Source organism: Corynebacterium tuberculostearicum (assembly GCF_022347385.1).
Classification (GTDB): domain Bacteria; phylum Actinomycetota; class Actinomycetes; order Mycobacteriales; family Mycobacteriaceae; genus Corynebacterium; species Corynebacterium tuberculostearicum_M.
Window position 1 is genome coordinate 85165 of the sequence record NZ_JAKRDT010000002.1, and the last position, 15473, is coordinate 100637.

The 15473-nt window shown below is 53.1% G+C and carries 13 protein-coding genes and 1 tRNA gene; 9 read left to right on the top strand and 5 right to left on the bottom strand.

Annotated features, from left to right (window positions below; genetic code table 11):
- Positions 1 to 459 (bottom strand): guanyl-specific ribonuclease, encoded by a 459-nt coding sequence (locus MHK00_RS01585; RefSeq protein WP_250410146.1) that lies wholly within the window; start codon positions 457 to 459, stop codon positions 1 to 3.
- 211 nt (positions 460 to 670) lie between these two features.
- Here MHK00_RS01585 and dnaG point away from each other — a divergent pair, with 211 nt between their 5' ends.
- The gene (dnaG, locus tag MHK00_RS01590; protein WP_250410147.1) at positions 671 to 2593 is read left to right on the top strand and encodes a DNA primase; all 1923 of its coding nucleotides are present in this window, start codon (positions 671 to 673) and stop codon (positions 2591 to 2593) included.
- A gap of 79 nt (positions 2594 to 2672) precedes the next feature.
- On the opposite strand, the gene MHK00_RS01595 is transcribed toward dnaG, so the two are convergent.
- A complete protein-coding gene (locus tag MHK00_RS01595; protein ID WP_005324241.1) occupies positions 2673 to 2954 on the bottom strand; it encodes a hypothetical protein in 282 nt (93 codons plus the stop codon).
- Positions 2955 to 3110: 156 nt separating this feature from the next.
- Between MHK00_RS01595 and MHK00_RS01600 the strand changes: the two genes are divergently transcribed.
- The 4 genes from MHK00_RS01600 (at position 3111) to MHK00_RS01615 (ending at position 6637) form a co-directional block, all read left to right on the top strand.
- A complete protein-coding gene (locus tag MHK00_RS01600; protein WP_250410148.1) occupies positions 3111 to 3260 on the top strand; it encodes a hypothetical protein in 150 nt (49 codons plus the stop codon).
- 235 nt (positions 3261 to 3495) lie between these two features.
- On the top strand, positions 3496 to 4665 hold the full coding sequence (locus tag MHK00_RS01605; protein ID WP_250410149.1) for an acid phosphatase: 1170 nt from the start codon (positions 3496 to 3498) through the stop codon (positions 4663 to 4665).
- An 86-nt stretch (positions 4666 to 4751) separates the two neighbouring features.
- Positions 4752 to 5933, top strand: a complete 1182-nt coding sequence (gene wecB, locus MHK00_RS01610; protein WP_250410150.1) for a non-hydrolyzing UDP-N-acetylglucosamine 2-epimerase — start codon at positions 4752 to 4754, stop codon at positions 5931 to 5933.
- A 38-nt stretch (positions 5934 to 5971) separates the two neighbouring features.
- Positions 5972 to 6637 (top strand): DUF1707 SHOCT-like domain-containing protein, encoded by a 666-nt coding sequence (locus MHK00_RS01615; protein ID WP_005324250.1) that lies wholly within the window; start codon positions 5972 to 5974, stop codon positions 6635 to 6637.
- Between the two features lie 624 nt (positions 6638 to 7261).
- Here MHK00_RS01615 and MHK00_RS01620 read toward each other — a convergent pair.
- Positions 7262 to 7334, bottom strand: a tRNA-Asn gene (locus tag MHK00_RS01620).
- Positions 7335 to 7549: 215 nt separating this feature from the next.
- On the opposite strand from MHK00_RS01620, the gene wecC reads away from it, so the two are divergent.
- From wecC to MHK00_RS01640, 4 genes are all read left to right on the top strand, one after another.
- On the top strand, positions 7550 to 8815 hold the full coding sequence (gene wecC, locus MHK00_RS01625) for a UDP-N-acetyl-D-mannosamine dehydrogenase (protein ID WP_050780324.1): 1266 nt from the start codon (positions 7550 to 7552) through the stop codon (positions 8813 to 8815).
- Positions 8816 to 9007: 192 nt separating this feature from the next.
- On the top strand, positions 9008 to 10303 hold the full coding sequence (locus tag MHK00_RS01630) for a glycosyltransferase family 4 protein (RefSeq protein ID WP_040425181.1): 1296 nt from the start codon (positions 9008 to 9010) through the stop codon (positions 10301 to 10303).
- A gap of 1 nt (position 10304) precedes the next feature.
- Complete coding sequence (locus tag MHK00_RS01635) at positions 10305 to 11732, top strand: glycosyltransferase family 4 protein (RefSeq protein ID WP_250410151.1); 1428 nt, start codon at positions 10305 to 10307, stop codon at positions 11730 to 11732.
- Positions 11733 to 13628 carry a glycosyltransferase family protein gene (locus MHK00_RS01640; protein WP_250410152.1) on the top strand — a complete coding sequence of 632 codons (1896 nt, stop codon included), beginning with the start codon at positions 11733 to 11735 and terminating at the stop codon, positions 13626 to 13628.
- On the opposite strand, the gene MHK00_RS01645 is transcribed toward MHK00_RS01640, so the two are convergent.
- Both MHK00_RS01645 and MHK00_RS01650 read right to left on the bottom strand, forming a co-directional pair.
- Positions 13613 to 14461, bottom strand: coding sequence for an ABC transporter ATP-binding protein (locus MHK00_RS01645; protein ID WP_250410153.1), 849 nt, complete (start codon positions 14459 to 14461; stop codon positions 13613 to 13615). The genes MHK00_RS01640 and MHK00_RS01645 overlap by 16 nt on opposite strands.
- Entirely contained in the window at positions 14451 to 15398 is a 948-nt protein-coding gene (locus MHK00_RS01650; protein WP_250410154.1) for an ABC transporter permease, read from the bottom strand. Before MHK00_RS01650 ends, MHK00_RS01645 begins: the two co-directional genes overlap by 11 nt.
- Positions 15399 to 15473: the final 75 nt, after the last annotated feature.

Genomic DNA, 15473 nt, shown 5'->3' on the forward strand with positions numbered 1-15473 from the left:
TTACTCCTCCGCGTCTGGGATAGAACAGAAGCTTTCATAGTGGTCATCGGTGTAGTACCACACGTCCGGGTCGGTCTCGCTGCCGCCGCCGGTGATGATGCGGCGGGCGCCGCGGTTCTTGCTGCCCGGGGTTTCTACCGTGTATTCGCGGTAGTAATTCTTGTCCTGCTGCGGCAGGCGTCCCTCGTAGTTGCCAAAGCGGGCGTTGTCATTATCCGGGTAGTCGTAGGGTCCACCGGCCAAGATATCGTCCGCGGTGTCCTTGGCCTCGGCAGGAAGGGAAGACATCTCACAAGTATCGGCGTCGCCAGCCTTAGCGCCTCCTGCGGACTCAGACGGCGAAGAAGAGGAATCATCATTGCCGCCGAGGTCGAAGCCGAAGTAGCCTGCAACGACGGCAAGCGCAAGGCCGCCGAGGGCTACTGGGAGCGATTTCTTAGACGCTTGGGACTTGGGCATACCTTTATTCTTGCAGGTGCGGCGGTGAATACCGAAATCGGCCAAAGCTGCCAACAAGGCCAAAAATTCCCCCGTCACGGGGGTAGGTAAAGGCAGGTGGAATACACCCCATCAGAGGGTAATTTCCGCCCAAACCGTGAACCCACAGACACCACACCATCCTGGCCCAGCCATTTGAACATTCCCGCCGCGCGCGGGGTAGTCTGTACGCATGGCAAAAGGCAGAATTCCGGACAGCGACATCCAAGCTATCCGTGAACGCGCGCCTTTAGAAGAGATCGTGGGCGAGTACGTTCAGCTCAAGCCCGCCGGACACGATTCGCTCAAGGGCCTGAGCCCCTTCAAGGATGAAAAGACCCCGTCCTTCCACGTGCGCCCGCAGCGCGGTTACTATCACTGCTTTTCCACTGGCAAAGGCGGCGATGTCTTTAGCTTCCTGATGGAAATGGAGCAGGTCTCCTTCCCAGAGGCGGTAGAAGCGGTAGCGCAGAAGATCGGCTACCACATTAACTACCAGGGCGGTTCCACAGGCGCGCGCAATGAGAAGCCAGGGACCCGCCAGCGCCTCATCGCCGCGAATAAGGCCGCGCACGAGTTCTACCGCCAGCAATTGGAGACCCCGCAGGCCGCTACCGCACGGGACTTCTTGCTGGATCGTGGCTTTTCCCGCGAGGTCATCTATGACTTTGAGTGCGGCTATGCGCCGGAGGGCTGGGATACCGCCACTAAGCACCTGCTGCGCTTGGGCTTTTCCTTTGAGGAGCTGGAGGCGGCCGGTATTTCCAAGATGGGCAAGCGCGGCCCCATTGACCGCTTCCACCGCCGCCTGCTGTGGCCCATCAAGGACCTTTCCGGCAACGTGATTGGCTTTGGTGCCCGCAAGCTTTTCGACGACGACAAGCTCGGCAAGTACATGAACACCTCCGAGACCATGCTTTATCGCAAGTCCAAGGTGCTCTTCGGCCTCGACTTGGCCAAGCGCAATATTGCCGATAACCACCAGGCAGTGGTGGTAGAGGGCTATACGGATGTCATGGCCATGTATGCCGCCGGTGTGAAGACCGCAGTGGCATCGTGTGGCACCGCCTTTGGTGGCGAGCACCTCCAGGTGCTGCGCCGACTGATGCTGGATGATTCCTACTTCAACGGCGAGCTCATCTATACCTTCGACGGCGATGAGGCAGGGCAGAAGGCCGCCATGCGCGCTTTTGATGGCGAGCAGAAATTCACCGGCCAGTCCTTCGTCTCCGTGGCGCCTGACGGCATGGACCCGTGCGATCTGCGCCTGCAGAAAGGCGATGCCGCCGTGCGCGAGCTCATCGCGGACCGCATCCCCATGTTCGAGTTCGTCATCCAATCCGTCATCGCGGAGTACCGCATCGATACTGCGGAGGGGCGTCTGCAAGCATTGCGCCGCGCGGTCCCCGTGGTAGCGCAGATCCGTGACCAGCCCCTGCAGCACGAGTATGCCCGCCGCCTTGCCGGTTGGGTGGGCTGGGCCAACCCAGAGGAGGTCCTCCAGCAGGTCCGCGCGGAGGCGCGCAAGCCCAAGAAGGCTGAAAAACCCACCATCCGCCGCTTCGACAACGCGAAGCAGCAACCGGCGCAGCAGGACGTGCCGATGATCCATCCGCCGAGCCCCAAGGAAACCCACCTGTGGCCACAGCGCGAGGCCCTCAAGCTGGCTCTGCAGATGCCGCAGGTAGCGGGCTCGTACTTCGATGGCATTACTGCCGACGCCTATACTAACGACGCCTACCGCCTCGTCCGCCAGGCAATTTCTACCGCCGGCGGCGCCGCCCAAGGCGCGTCCATGCCCGCCGTGGAATGGATTGCCGCCGTTGCCGGCGAGATGCAGGATCTCACCGGCCGCAATTTCGTCTCCGAGCTCGCCGTAGAAGCAATCTTGCCTACCGACGTCGGCCCCGAAAAATACGCCGACTCCGTCCTTTCCCGCCTGCAAGAAACCGTGGTGGGCGATCAGATCGCCCAGCTCAAAGCTCGCCTCGGCCGCATGCGCCCCTCTGATGATGAGGCCAGCTATAACTCGCTCTTCGCCGACCTCGTTGCCCTCGAGCAGGCCCGCCGCGAGCTTAATGACCGCGCCTTCCGCGGCACGCCTCCCCAAGCATAAAAATCTCCCCTCGGCACGCGACCAAATCGTCGTCGCACCGAGGGGAGGGGAGAGGCCTAAAGGCTAGCTTGCTGCCGCCCTAGTCCTCATCAGGCTCATAAATGCGGTCCGCATTATCCACCTGCGATCCGCGCAGCCGGCCCTTGCCCTTGCGCTTGGAAGACAAATCGCGAACTTCGCGCATGCGTGGTTCCGGGTCCAAGCGATTGGCCACCGCCTTGCGCGCAGAGGTGACGGCGGACTTGGTCACGGGGGAGTTGACGGCCTTCTCGTAGGCGCCCTTGATCTGGTGGTAGCGCTTGCGGCCAGCCTTAGTGCCAAAAACGTATCCTGCTGCGGCGCCGAAGACGAATTGGATCATTATCTAGCGTGTCCCCTTATTCCAGTGCGAGTAAAAGTTCCCCACCAGCCTACCGCGAAGCTTTGGCGCGCGCCGCCAACCACGAGTGAGGGGTGGCGCTAGCCCCACATTGGACTAGCGCTTTTCATGGCGCGCAATACGCGCTAGTTTAAATGTGTGGAAAATAACAAGCGTAGGGATTTGGCGGCGGCTTCAGCAGTGGCGCTGGCCGCGCTTTTTACCGCGAGCATTACTGCGGAATCTTCCGGCCACCAACCGGATACCGCCGCGGCGCACCAAGGCCCCAATTGGCATGAAGAGTGCTGAGTGGTGACCGCAAAGGTCTACCCGTCAATCCACGATTGTGCATGCGAGTTTAGTGTCGCGTTCACTTCCCCTTAACTTTAGCTAGATATTATTCGTAGGAATTTGATGCTAGTAAAAGGTTTCTACGTTGAAATATCGGAATAATTTTCGCCCCGCGGTCCGTGGGCTCGCCCTGTGTGCGGCTACTGGGCTGACTATAGCCCTCGCACCGTCGGCCACAGCCCTTCCCGTAGCCGTGCCCCAGCTCCGCGATCCTGTTACCCAGCAGACCACCGGTCCGGCCCCAGTCCAGCACCCCGGCGCCCCGGTTCCAGAGCCGTTTAGCACGGATTATATCGCGGGCTTTGAATCCGATGTTTCCTCTTATCAGTTTGGCAACTACTGGCAGGTAGTCCAGCTTTTTGATCACATCAAGGCCCAACCAGAAATCCGCCAAGAAAATATGGACAAGGCCGTGGCCATCAATAACGCCGCAGCCGGTGACTCCGCTTTGATCCGCCGCGCGCAGTCCGATGCCAAGGCCAGCTCGACGAGCGTGCTCAACGCCGTTTCTGACTCGATGGGCAAGAACCTAGGCGATGCCTTCCGCGCCGCCTTGGCCGAGCACCGCCTGCCCAAGACCGAATACCTCCTAGGAAATGGCTATGCGGCCCGCGCAGGCGGACTGGCCAATTCCACGATGTCTGAGAAGTACTACTTCAACTATCAACGCCCGTACCAGCGCGCGCCGCAGGCGATTAAGCGCTTTGACGATGGCTCCAAGGATCTTTATCCCACCTCGCCAGCTTTCCCTTCGGGCCATACCAATCAGGCAACGTGGATTACCACGCTGATGTCCTTCATGCTGCCTGAGGTAGGTCCACAGCTCATGCTGCGGGGCGCGGAGGCCGGCAACCACCGCGTGGTCCTAGGAGTGCATTACCCGCTGGATGTCATCGGCGGCCGCATGACTGGCCAAGCCGCCGCGGCTGACCGCTTGAATGACAAGCGCATGCGCCATGCTCTCTGGCAAGCCTCGATGGAAGTGCGCAAGGAAATTAAGTGGCGCACCGGCAAAACGGTAGAAGAATTGGTGGCCCAGGATAGGGCAGAGGGTACCGACTACCGCTCCACCCAGGATGTGGTCGCCGAATATTCGAAGTTCATGGACTATGACTTCGCCCCGCGTTACCGCACAGACGCCCCGATGGTCGTCCCACAGGCCGCCCCAGTGTTGCTAGCCGCATCCCATCCCGAACTCAGCTGGAACCAGCGTGCCGAGGTCCTCCGCCAGACCGCGCGCCCAGCCGGCAATCCATTGGATTGGCAGTCAGAGGGAGGCTCGTGGCAACGCCTCGACCTAGCCCGCGCCATGGCGGCCACGGTGACCATCACCCCAGACGGCGGCGTGAGTGTCAGCGGCTAACGATTCCAACAAGCCGCGTGGGGGTACAACGCTCCCGCACATGGTTCAATAAAGAAGTATCCCCATCAACCAAAAGGAAATGAGTAATGACTAAGCCCAAGGTAATGACCATCTATGGCACCCGCCCGGAGGCTATCAAGGTTGCCCCTGTGATCAAGGCGCTGGATAATGATGAGCGCTTTGAATCCATTCCGGTTTCTACCGGTCAGCACAAAGAGATGCTGGAGCAGGTCAACACCATGTTTGGCATTTCCCCGAAGCATGACCTCGGCCTTATGAAGCCGGGCCAGGGGCTCAATGAGATTGTGTCCCGCGCGATTGCGGGTCTGGATTCCATTATTGAAGAAGAACAGCCGGATGTCATTATCTCCCAAGGCGATACCTCTACCGCCATGGCCGCAGCGCTCGCGGGATTCCACCGCGGTGTAAAGATTGTCCACCTGGAAGCGGGCCTGCGCACCGGGGATATCCACTCGCCGTTCCCCGAAGAAGCTAACCGCAAGCTCATTGGCCAGGTAGCTGAGCTGCACCTGGCTCCAACGGAAGGCTCGATGGAGAACCTGCGCCGCGAGAACGTCCGTTCCAAAGACATCGTGGTCACTGGTAATACCGTCATTGACGCGCTTTTGGAAGCAGCCTCGTGGGACACGAAGTTCGCGGACCCTGCCCTGCAGGAAGCCGCAGATTCCGATAAGCGGCTTGTCGTAGTTACCACCCATCGCCGCGAGAACCTTGAGGCTATGAAGGAAATCGGTGGCGCGGTCAAGGATCTGGCAGAAGCCTATCCAGAGATCAACTTTGCCTTGCCGCTGCACCTGAATCCGAAGGTGCGCGAGGCCGTCCTGCCGGAGGTCGAGCACCTGCCGAATATCATCATCACGGATCCGCTGCCTTATGACCAGTTCACGCAGCTGCAAAACCGCGCGACCATCATTCTTACTGATTCCGGCGGAGTCCAAGAAGAGGCTCCAGCGCTGGGCAAGCCGGTTCTGGTTATGCGCCAAAACACTGAGCGCCCCGAAGCCGTTGTCGCCGGCACCGTGAAGCTGGTGGGTACCAACCGTGAGCTCATCGTGGCTGAGGCTAAGCTTTTGCTTTCCGACGACGCCGCTTTCCAAGCCATGGCCAACGCCGTTAACCCTTATGGCGATGGCAAGGGCGCGCAGCGCGCCGTCGCCGCCATCGCGGAGCTGACCGGAGTAGGCGAGCGCGTAGACGACTTCCTGCCCGAGGTTGATTCCTCCAAGGCCGCCCAGAATAAGAAATAACCTGCGCATGGGGGAGATATAGCGGATATAATAGAGGTATGAAACCGCTGGATATCCGCTGTAACCACCAAGACCGCATGAAGGCTGCCGACATCCTGGGAGATGCGCTGTCGGCCGGTCAAATCGACCTCGATGAATTTGAAAAGCGTTCGGCAGCGTCCGAGCAGGCTACAACCCGAGGCGAGCTCATTGAGCCGCTTGCTGACCTTGTGGAAGACCCAGAGGTGCTTCTTTTCGGGGAAGAACGCCAAATCGCAAAAGCATATTCGGGGCACCAAGAATCCAACGCGATTGCCAAAGTAGAACAGGCTATCCAGCAAGTGCAGCCCAACGTGGACGCTCCACGTTCCCTCGCGGTGGGTCTGTTTGGGGGTTCGACCGTTAGTGGTGGGGCAGTAGCACGTACTTTCACGGCCTTGGGCGTTTTCGGTGGCGTAGACGTCGACCTTGCAGGAGCGGCGCTGCGCAATCGCACCACTACCATTAATGCCGTGGGGCTTTTCGGAGGCACCGACGTCTACATTCCAGAAGGATTCCGTGTCCGTGTTGACGGCTTCGGCCTATTTGGCGGTCACGACCTCAAGGTTGAGCACGGCGCCATCCATCCAAATGACCTTCCGATAGACGCGCCAGAAATCGTCGTCAACTGCATCAGCCTCTTCGGCGGCGTAGACGTGCATGTGGGACGGCGCTACGGCGGTTAAGCAGGCTTAGAAGCTCGAGGAAGTCTCTAGAATTGGGGCTTGGCCTCAGACTCGCTCACAATCACTTTCAGGCCCCTTCGAGCAAGTTTTGGAGACATTCACGTCAGTCTACGGTTTACTAGGAACATTTAACGCGCTCGGGGCGCTCTACACATCTAGAAGCCGGTCTAGCGCGGTGGACAATGATACAGCCACTCGCGCTGGGGTTTAGCCGCGCAAAACCGCTGCCTCCTGCAAGGCAGCAGGGCGTACCAAGACACATTGGCTTCTGGCTTCAACTGGAAAATAGGTCTGAAGCCGAGATCTACAGGGCATTCCTTAAATCTGGTTAACAACTCATGAACTTGGCAGGGCAGTCTTGCCTGACACTATCGCGCAGACCATCAAAGTTGCCGGCCAGATGGAGACACGAAAAATCTACGACAAACCAATCCAGGATTCTCCTCAACACTGCCGTCCGATGGCTTCAAGGAGCCCCGCTTGGATCTCTTACGTGGCCGTCTACTGGCTTAATGCGCCTGTGTATAAGCAGTACTTCCACCGCACCGCTTAAAGATTGAATCCCTGAAGAAAAATAGACAAAACGCAAATAATCCCGCTTAGTGTTACTAAGCGGGAACTTTGCTCCTCCAACTGGGCTCGAACCAGTGACCCTTCGATTAACAGTCGAATGCTCTGCCAACTGAGCTATGGAGGAATAGCTGATGTACTTCGAACGTGCTGTTCTCTGTGCAACGAGAATTAACTATATAGGGAATGAACGGTTAGGTACAAATCGCCTGTAAGAAGCTAATAAACAGGCCCCTGCGAAGGCGATATGGTTCTCCTTGAAAGATTGGCAAGACTTTCCCGCTGAGCCATGTTTGAATTCCGTGTAGGGTATGGGTTTGAAAGTATTCGAGAAAGGTATTCATGCATTCTGAAAAGTCTCCTCAGACATTTGAAAAAGTTTGTGTGGTTGGATTGGGCTATATCGGATTGCCCACCGCTGCGTTCATTGCGTCCAAGGGAGTTCATGTCACCGGCGTTGATGTGAATTCTAAGTTCGTAGAGTCAATCAACAAAGGGGAAGTACCTTTCTTTGAGCCAGGGTTCGATGTTCTTCTGAAGCGAGTTGTAGATGAAGGGTACTTGGTAGCCCAGACCGAACAGGTTGAAGCGGATGCATATATCGTCTGCGTTCCTACTCCTTTCAAGGAAGACCACAAGGTTGATACCAAGTTCATCAATTCCGCGGTTGAGGCTATGGCCCCGCACCTACGTCCTGGAGCATTGGTTGTTCTGGAGTCTACTTCTCCTCCTGGAACTACCGAAGATATGGCGAATTACATCCTTGAACTTCGCCCTGACCTGTCTCTTGATGAAGACGACGAAAATGCAATTTTCGTAGCCCACTGTCCGGAGCGAGTGCTGCCAGGGCAGATTATGGAAGAGATGGAAAACAATGACCGCGTCATCGGTGGTTTGACCCCACGGGGTACACAGCTTGCTGTTGATTTGTATGGCACCTTCTGTACTGCTGAGTTGCTGCAGACCAATGCCACGACTGCTGAGATGGCCAAGCTTACCGAGAATTCCTTTAGGGACGTGAATATCGCATTCGCTAATGAGTTGTCGCTGATCAGTGACCGCTTGGGAATCGACGTGTGGGAGCTCATTGATCTGGCTAACCACCATCCACGAGTTAATATCCTGCAACCGGGACCTGGAGTTGGCGGCCACTGCATTGCAGTCGATCCTTGGTTCATTGTTTCCTCCGTTCCTGAAGAAGCGAAGATTATCAAGATGGCTCGAGACGTTAATGATGGAAAGCCAGCTTGGGTAATTGAGCAAGTTAAGGCCGCGCTTGAAGGTAAGGAGAGCTCCACAGTTGCGGCTCTTGGGATCGCCTTTAAGAACGATATCGACGATCTGCGAGAGTCCCCTTCGCTGAATATTGTGAAAACGCTTGGTGAGGAGAACCCAGATCTAGACATCCGAGTAGTCGAACCGAACGTTGCGGAATTGCCTGATTCGCTCTCCTCGGTACCTAACTTGAAAAAGCAGGAACTAGAAACTGCCGTACATGACGCAGATGTGGTTCTACTTTTGGTTAATCACAAGGAGTTCCTCCAGATGGACACTGCCTTGCTTGAAGGAAAGTCAGTTATCGACACTAAGGGTATCTGGCGCTCTTAATAGGAACGACTGGGAGGCGCCAAAATAGTTTGGTGCCTCCCAGTCTCTTTATAAAGTTGAAGCACTCCCCAAGCCACGTTCCTTTGAAACCGTGGCTTATACTGTTCTAATAGGCGCAAAATGGTCTTTGAGTAGACACTTTTGGTCAGGATATTAGTTCCCTTTTGGTCTGAGCGAAGGTGGGAGCCTTTCTTGAAAATTCTGGTGATATCGCAGTATTGGTATCCGGAAAATGGCGTACCTCAACGGCGTTGGACTTGGCTTTCAGAGCTACTTAGGGACGAATTTGCACTTGAAGTCATCGCTCCACCTCCGCACTATCGTAGGAATCTGAAGCTTCTAGCTTGGGTGAGACAGGTTGTTGGACGTGGCTGGAAAGAATTAGAGCTTGGCCCCTCAGGTGAAAGAATTCATCGAACCTTTTTCATTCCAAGTGGAAATTCATTAACGCAGAAGGCGCTGAATCAGCTTACGGTTGCCATAGGCATGATGCTAAAACTGTCCGTTTTGAGTTTTGGCCGTTCTTCTAAAAAGCCAGATGTAATCATCGGTACTGTACCTGCATTGCCTACTGCCGTAGTTACTTATTTTGCGTCGAAGGTATTGCGTACTCCGTACGTAATTGATTTGCGCGACGCCTGGCCAGATCTTCTTTCGCAATCTGACCAGTGGAATAGAAGCGTCGGTTCCCGCTCGTTTCGAGAGTTGCTCCTTTCGCATGGACCTCTACAAGGTGCTTCATGGTTGACGGACCGATCGGTTAACTGGGTTCTTGAACATTCGAGCGGAGTGATGGTGACCTCGAGCCATTTGGAGGAAAACCTAAGGAGTAGATTTTCCAATAGTGGCCGTGAAATACCCCTAGTAACTATCCGGAATGTGTTCCCCTCACGGACTGATTTTGTACACCATTATGTGAGTGAAGATGGCAAACGGGCTTTGAACGTCCTATATGCAGGGACCATCGGTAGAGCTCAAAACCTTGCCAATGCCGTTGAAGCGGCGAGTATAGCCGCTACCGCGGGCGTTGACGTTCATTTGAGATTTGTGGGGGCCGGGGCTGCGAAAGAAGCTTTGAGCGAAATGGCCGAGCGACTCAAGGTTCATGCCGAATTCTATTTTCGTCGGCCAGCTGATGCGCTCGATGAGCATTACGAATGGGCCGATACTGCGTTAGTGCATCTAACCGATTGGGAGCCTCTAGAGCGAGCCGTTCCTTCAAAAACTTATGAGTTAATGTCATCTGGCCTGCACATTTCCGGTGTAGTGGCGGGAGAAGCCGCGGAGATCATTGAAAGCTGCAATGCAGGTGAAGTTGTTTCTCCTGAGAAGCCCGAAGAGCTTGCCGCCCTATGGGTACGGTTAGCAAAAGATCCTAGTCAACTCCGTGTAGGAAGTCTCGGCAGAGAATGGGTCGAAAAAGAAAGAACTGAAATCGCTCCAGAAAAACTTCACTCATTCATCCATCAGGTTCTTGGAGATAGGTAGGATGTGGCTTCGTCCCTACTTTTCCCTTCCGTCAATCATCGTCAGCCTCTTGTGGGAAAATCCCGTCGAATTCTGCGTTAAGGTACAGCAGCGGTTTGGGATTCGTCTTTGGGGGATCTCCCGAAAAGAAACTTCTGCGCCTTCTTGGAGTACCAAGGAACCGCGTAATTATGAATTGCCGGGACAAATTCATCGAAGCATGCGGCGCTCCGAAGATGAGCGGAAGGCAGTGCTGTATTTTGCAAATAATTCGATGCCCTATACACAATCGGGTTACACCGTACGGACTCATGGGATGCTCAGGGCATATAACAAAACAAACTCAAGAAAGATAATTTGCGTTACTCGTCTTGGCTATCCTGTAGTCGTGGGCCGCATCCCAAAGTCTAGGGAAGATGTTCTCGACGGTGTTACTTATCGTCGGATCATTCCGCGGTTTTTCTTTCCGAGCAGTCAGCTTCGTGCTCGAGAAGAAATTCGAGAATTGACGAAAATTGCTGAGTCAGAGCAGGTCGGAGTCATTCATACAACTACTGATTTTAGAAATGCATACGTAGCATCTCAGGTGGCGAAGCGGCTTTCGATTCCGTGGGTTTATGAAGTGAGGGGAGAGCGGGAGAACACGTGGCTAAGCCAGTTTGAAGCTGCGGAGAGAAATGTGGCTGCTGCGTCCAGATACTATAACTATGCCCACGAAAAAGAAATGGAAGCGGCGAGGAAAGCGGGCAGTGCCATTTTTCTCAGTGAGGTGGCAAAAGAATATGCTGTTTCAAACGGAATTGACCCACGTCTGGCTTGGGTAATTCCGAATAGTCTGCCTGAAGGCGGTAAAGCCGCGGAAGGCCTTGATTCGGCCCAAAAGCTTGTTTCATCTTTGCTCGATAACAACAAGAAATATATCGGGACCGTGTCTAGTCTTGTGCATTACGAGGGCTTATCTATCGTTATACGGGCACTGCCCTACCTGCCAGTGGAAGTTAATGCTCTTTTTGTAGGTGATGGAATAGAGCGACGCCGGCTTGAAGCACTCGCCAAATCATTGGGAGTACACGACAGGGTAGTTTTCGCTGGGAAGCAACCAACTGAATCGATAGGTGAGTGGTATCGTGCGCTTGACGTTTTTGTTGTACCACGAATATCTAGCCTAGTTACTGCGAGGGTAACTCCAATCAAACCTCTAGAAGCCATGCGAGCAGGAATTCCAGTCTTGGCATCAGATCTCCCAGCACTTCATGAAGTCACTGGAGAATTTGCGGTCTATTTTGCACCCGAGCAATTGGAAGATTTTGTAAGAAAGATAAAGATGATTCTTGACGGCAACGTCGAGATAGACCAAGAACGAGTTGACCAGTGGCTGCGAACCAGAACTTGGGAATATAACGTGAAGAAACTAGAAGCGTTGTATAGCGAACTGACTGGAGGTAAGTAGATGAATTTTGAATACTATTTGACCACTGTTCGCAGTGGTCTTACAAAAGCAGTTCGAAATACAAAAGCGAACGGAATTCGTAATACTCGGCAGAAGGCATTCAGGCTGTTAAGTAATAAACTGGTTTTGAGGAATGCTCACGATCCACTACATGTAAAGCCACTTCCTCCAAGTTTTAAAAGCCGACGCTTTGGCTCTGTAAAAGTTGGAGTCATCATGGATGATTTTTCCCTCGAGGTATGGAGTGAAGAATTCCACACTATTCCCCTCGACCCAGAAAAATTTGAGTCACAACTGGCTGATGGGAACTCGCCGAAAGTTGACCTTCTTTTCGTAGAGTCTTCTTGGAACGGAAACGGTGGAAAATGGAAATATCAACTCGCAGGACAGAACGCTCCCTCTGAAAAGTTGGGAGAGCTCGTTAGAGAATGCAAACGTGTGGGGATTCCGACGGCATTCTGGAATAAGGAGGATCCGCCTCATTTCCACGATTTCTTGGCAACCGCAAAGCTTTTCGACGTAGTTTTTACCACCGCCGAAGAAAAGATTCCTGAATACATCGAAGAATTAGGGCATGACAGAATCTATTGCCTGCCATTCGCAGCCCAGCCAAAGCTGCATAATCCCATCCGGCTCAACGGCGATGAAAAGCCCGGAGATATTGCTTTTGCGGGTATGTATTTTAAGCACAAGTTCCGAGAACGCAGGGAGCAGATGGACTTACTCCTGGGCGCCGCCGCAGCTGTGGCTCCGCGGATGCAAGCAGGATTGGCTATCTATTCGCGATATTCAGGTGGTGATGAGCGCTATCAGTTCCCCGCGCCTTTTGATAAGTACGTAGTCGGCGGCCTGCCTTATAAGAAAATGGTGTCGGCATACCGCCAACACAAGGTATTCCTAAACGTTAACTCGGTTGTGGACAGCACTTCGATGTGTTCTAGGAGAGTCTTTGAAATTTTGGCTTCTGGAACTGTCGTTGTCAGTACCCCCAGCGCAGCGATACATCAATTTTTCAACAAAGAAGAGCTACCAACAGTGAGCGATGGAGTCGAGGCGCAACACCTGCTGCGGGCTCTAGTGAATTCGAAAGAACTGCGTGACCGAATAGTTCATAAAGCGCAGCGGAAAATTTGGGCTCAGCACACTTATGAAAAGCGAGCTGAGTTTGTGCTTGAAAAGACACTTGGTTTCGCTAACGAGCAGACTGAAAAGCCGCGGATTTCGGTTATAAGTTCCACTAACCGGCCCAACCAAATTCGGCATTTGCTTGAACAAGTCGGGCGACAATGTGGTGTGGAAATTGAACTGTGCTTGGCGCTTCACGGTTTTGATGAACAAGAAATCGATCTTCCTCAACTGCAAGCGCAAAGTAATGTTCGAAATCTTAAAGTGGTGGAAGTCTCCTCCGCCGAGAGCCTGGGGAATTGTTTAAATCGCCTGGTTGAGCTTTCCACTGGGGACTTCATTGCGAAAATGGATGATGATGATGAATACGGCCGGCATTATCTCCTTGACCAGTACTATTCTCTGAAATACTCTGGGGCCGATCTTGTTGGCAAGCAGGCTGTGTACGTGTCCTTAGAGGAAAGCTCAATTATTGCGCTAAAAAACTCGGTAAAGGAACATCGTTGGACTGACTTCGTCGCTGGCCCAACCTTATTTGGACCTCGTTCTACATTTGAAGCTCACCGTTTTGAAGATAGAACAAATGGCGAAGATTCTGCCTTTCTTTCCAGTCTTGTTAAGGCCGGAAAGCGCATCTATTCTGCAGATCGATTTAATTTCCTACAGGTCCGAGGAAAAACAAATCATACTTGGGGCTCTAAAGACCTAGAATTTTTAGCCAATAGCGAAGTAGTACTTTTTAATACTTTTAGAGATCATTTCGATTTCTGAGCGGAGCCCTTATTTAGGGCTTTCTCCGCTTCGTCGTCGAAGATTATCTTTGGCTCTTCGAATCTACTTCGCATCTTTTCGATGATGGCGTTTGCTTCTTCATCCTTCCCGGTCGCGGCGCGGTTGCCCCAGACTCGGTAAGATTTGGCAACTTGTTGAGCAGGCCCATCAGCAATCATTTCTCCCTCGTGAAGCCAAATTGCCCGTGAGCAATGTTCCTGAATAGTGGTAGCACCATGGGAGACCAAGAAAACGGTTCCGGCTGTGTCCAAGAAGTCGTTCATTCGCTCCTTGGCCTTTGCAGTGAATGTTGAGTCACCAGTTGATAGTGCCTCATCAATAAGGAGAATCTCCCGTTTGACTGACGTGGCAATCGCAAATTTCAAGCGAGCTGTCATACCCGATGAGTAGGTCTTTAGCGGTCTGTCAATGGCGTCTTCAAGGTCCGCCCATTCAATTACGCTAGGAATAAGCTCGTTAACTTCATCAGGTTGAAGGCCCATAGCCAGTAGACCTAGCTTCGTATTATCGCGACCCGACATTTGCCGTTGGAGAGCCGCAGACACACCCAACATAGTCGGTTTGGCGGAGACATAAACCTCTCCTCGAGAGGGAGATTCCGACCCCGCCATTAGGCGAATAAGGGTTGATTTTCCCGAGCCATTTTTTCCAAGAATGCCGATGGATTCGCCCGAATGGGCAACAAACGATGCTGACTCCAGTGCGCGAACCTCTCTCATCCGGCTTCGGAAAAGGCCTACGTTAGATCCGTTCCTAGAAACGAAATAAGACTTGCCAAGTTTTCTGGCAACAACTGTGGTCTTATTTGACACTCGCGTACCTTTCTTCAGCCTTCCAGAAGAATATAAACCCAATGATAAGCAGTCCAAAGCTCCAAGCAATCAAATGGATCCAGGAGGATAGATCAGGAAGCTTATTGTAAATAGTGACGTCCCTGCATGTTTGTAGGAAGATATAGCCTGGGTTATTCTCCATTATCTTTTGCGCCGTAGGACTGCCGCTGAATCTTTCGATGGAGAAAAATACGCCTGAGGTGAAAAACAGTGCGCGACTGAGAATGCCAACCAGCGCTTTTAGGTCCGGGATGAAGGCTGTTAACCGAGCGACAATGAAGATGACGCCCAAAATTAGTAAGTGGGCCAAAATATAAAGGGGGATAATGAAAAATATCCTCCAAGTGGGGCCTTGAGGCCACTGGAAAACGAAAGATAGGGCAATTGAAATAATTGCAGGGGGAAGGTTATCTATGAACTGCTTAGTTACTAAGGCAATAGGAAGAGCGGCTTTCGGGAAAGAAAATGAGGATATAAGGCCGTAACTGTTTTGAATGAGTTTCGTACCGCTGTTTAAGCCAGTTGTAATGAAGCCGAAGAAGATTACGCCAATCGTTAGGTATCCAAGAAAGTTATCGATTCCTCTTGAAGTCTTGAGGATGACACCGAAAATGAAAGCATAAATCATGACGTCGATAAGCGGCTGAATGATAATCCAGGCTCTACCGAGCAATAAATCGCGAGACGACTTAAAGGCTTTGCTGCGCGCGTCGAAATATATAAAGTGACGTAGCTTCCATAATTGGGAAACGTAATCTGAAAAGCGCGGGAGGGCGTTAATAGTCTCAAGGGGTTCGCGAGACACCAAGATTGCTGACTCTTTACCCTTTTCCAGTTCATTGCTCAGAACTAAGCTTTGAACATCTACTGAGCTGGAGGACTGGGCGTGTGTGCTCCTAGAACGGCGTCTAATCATGCGGTAACGAACTCCTGACCAAAACAACTTTCCTTACCATAGTACGAGTTAAGGCAAACAGTGCATAGCAAAGCC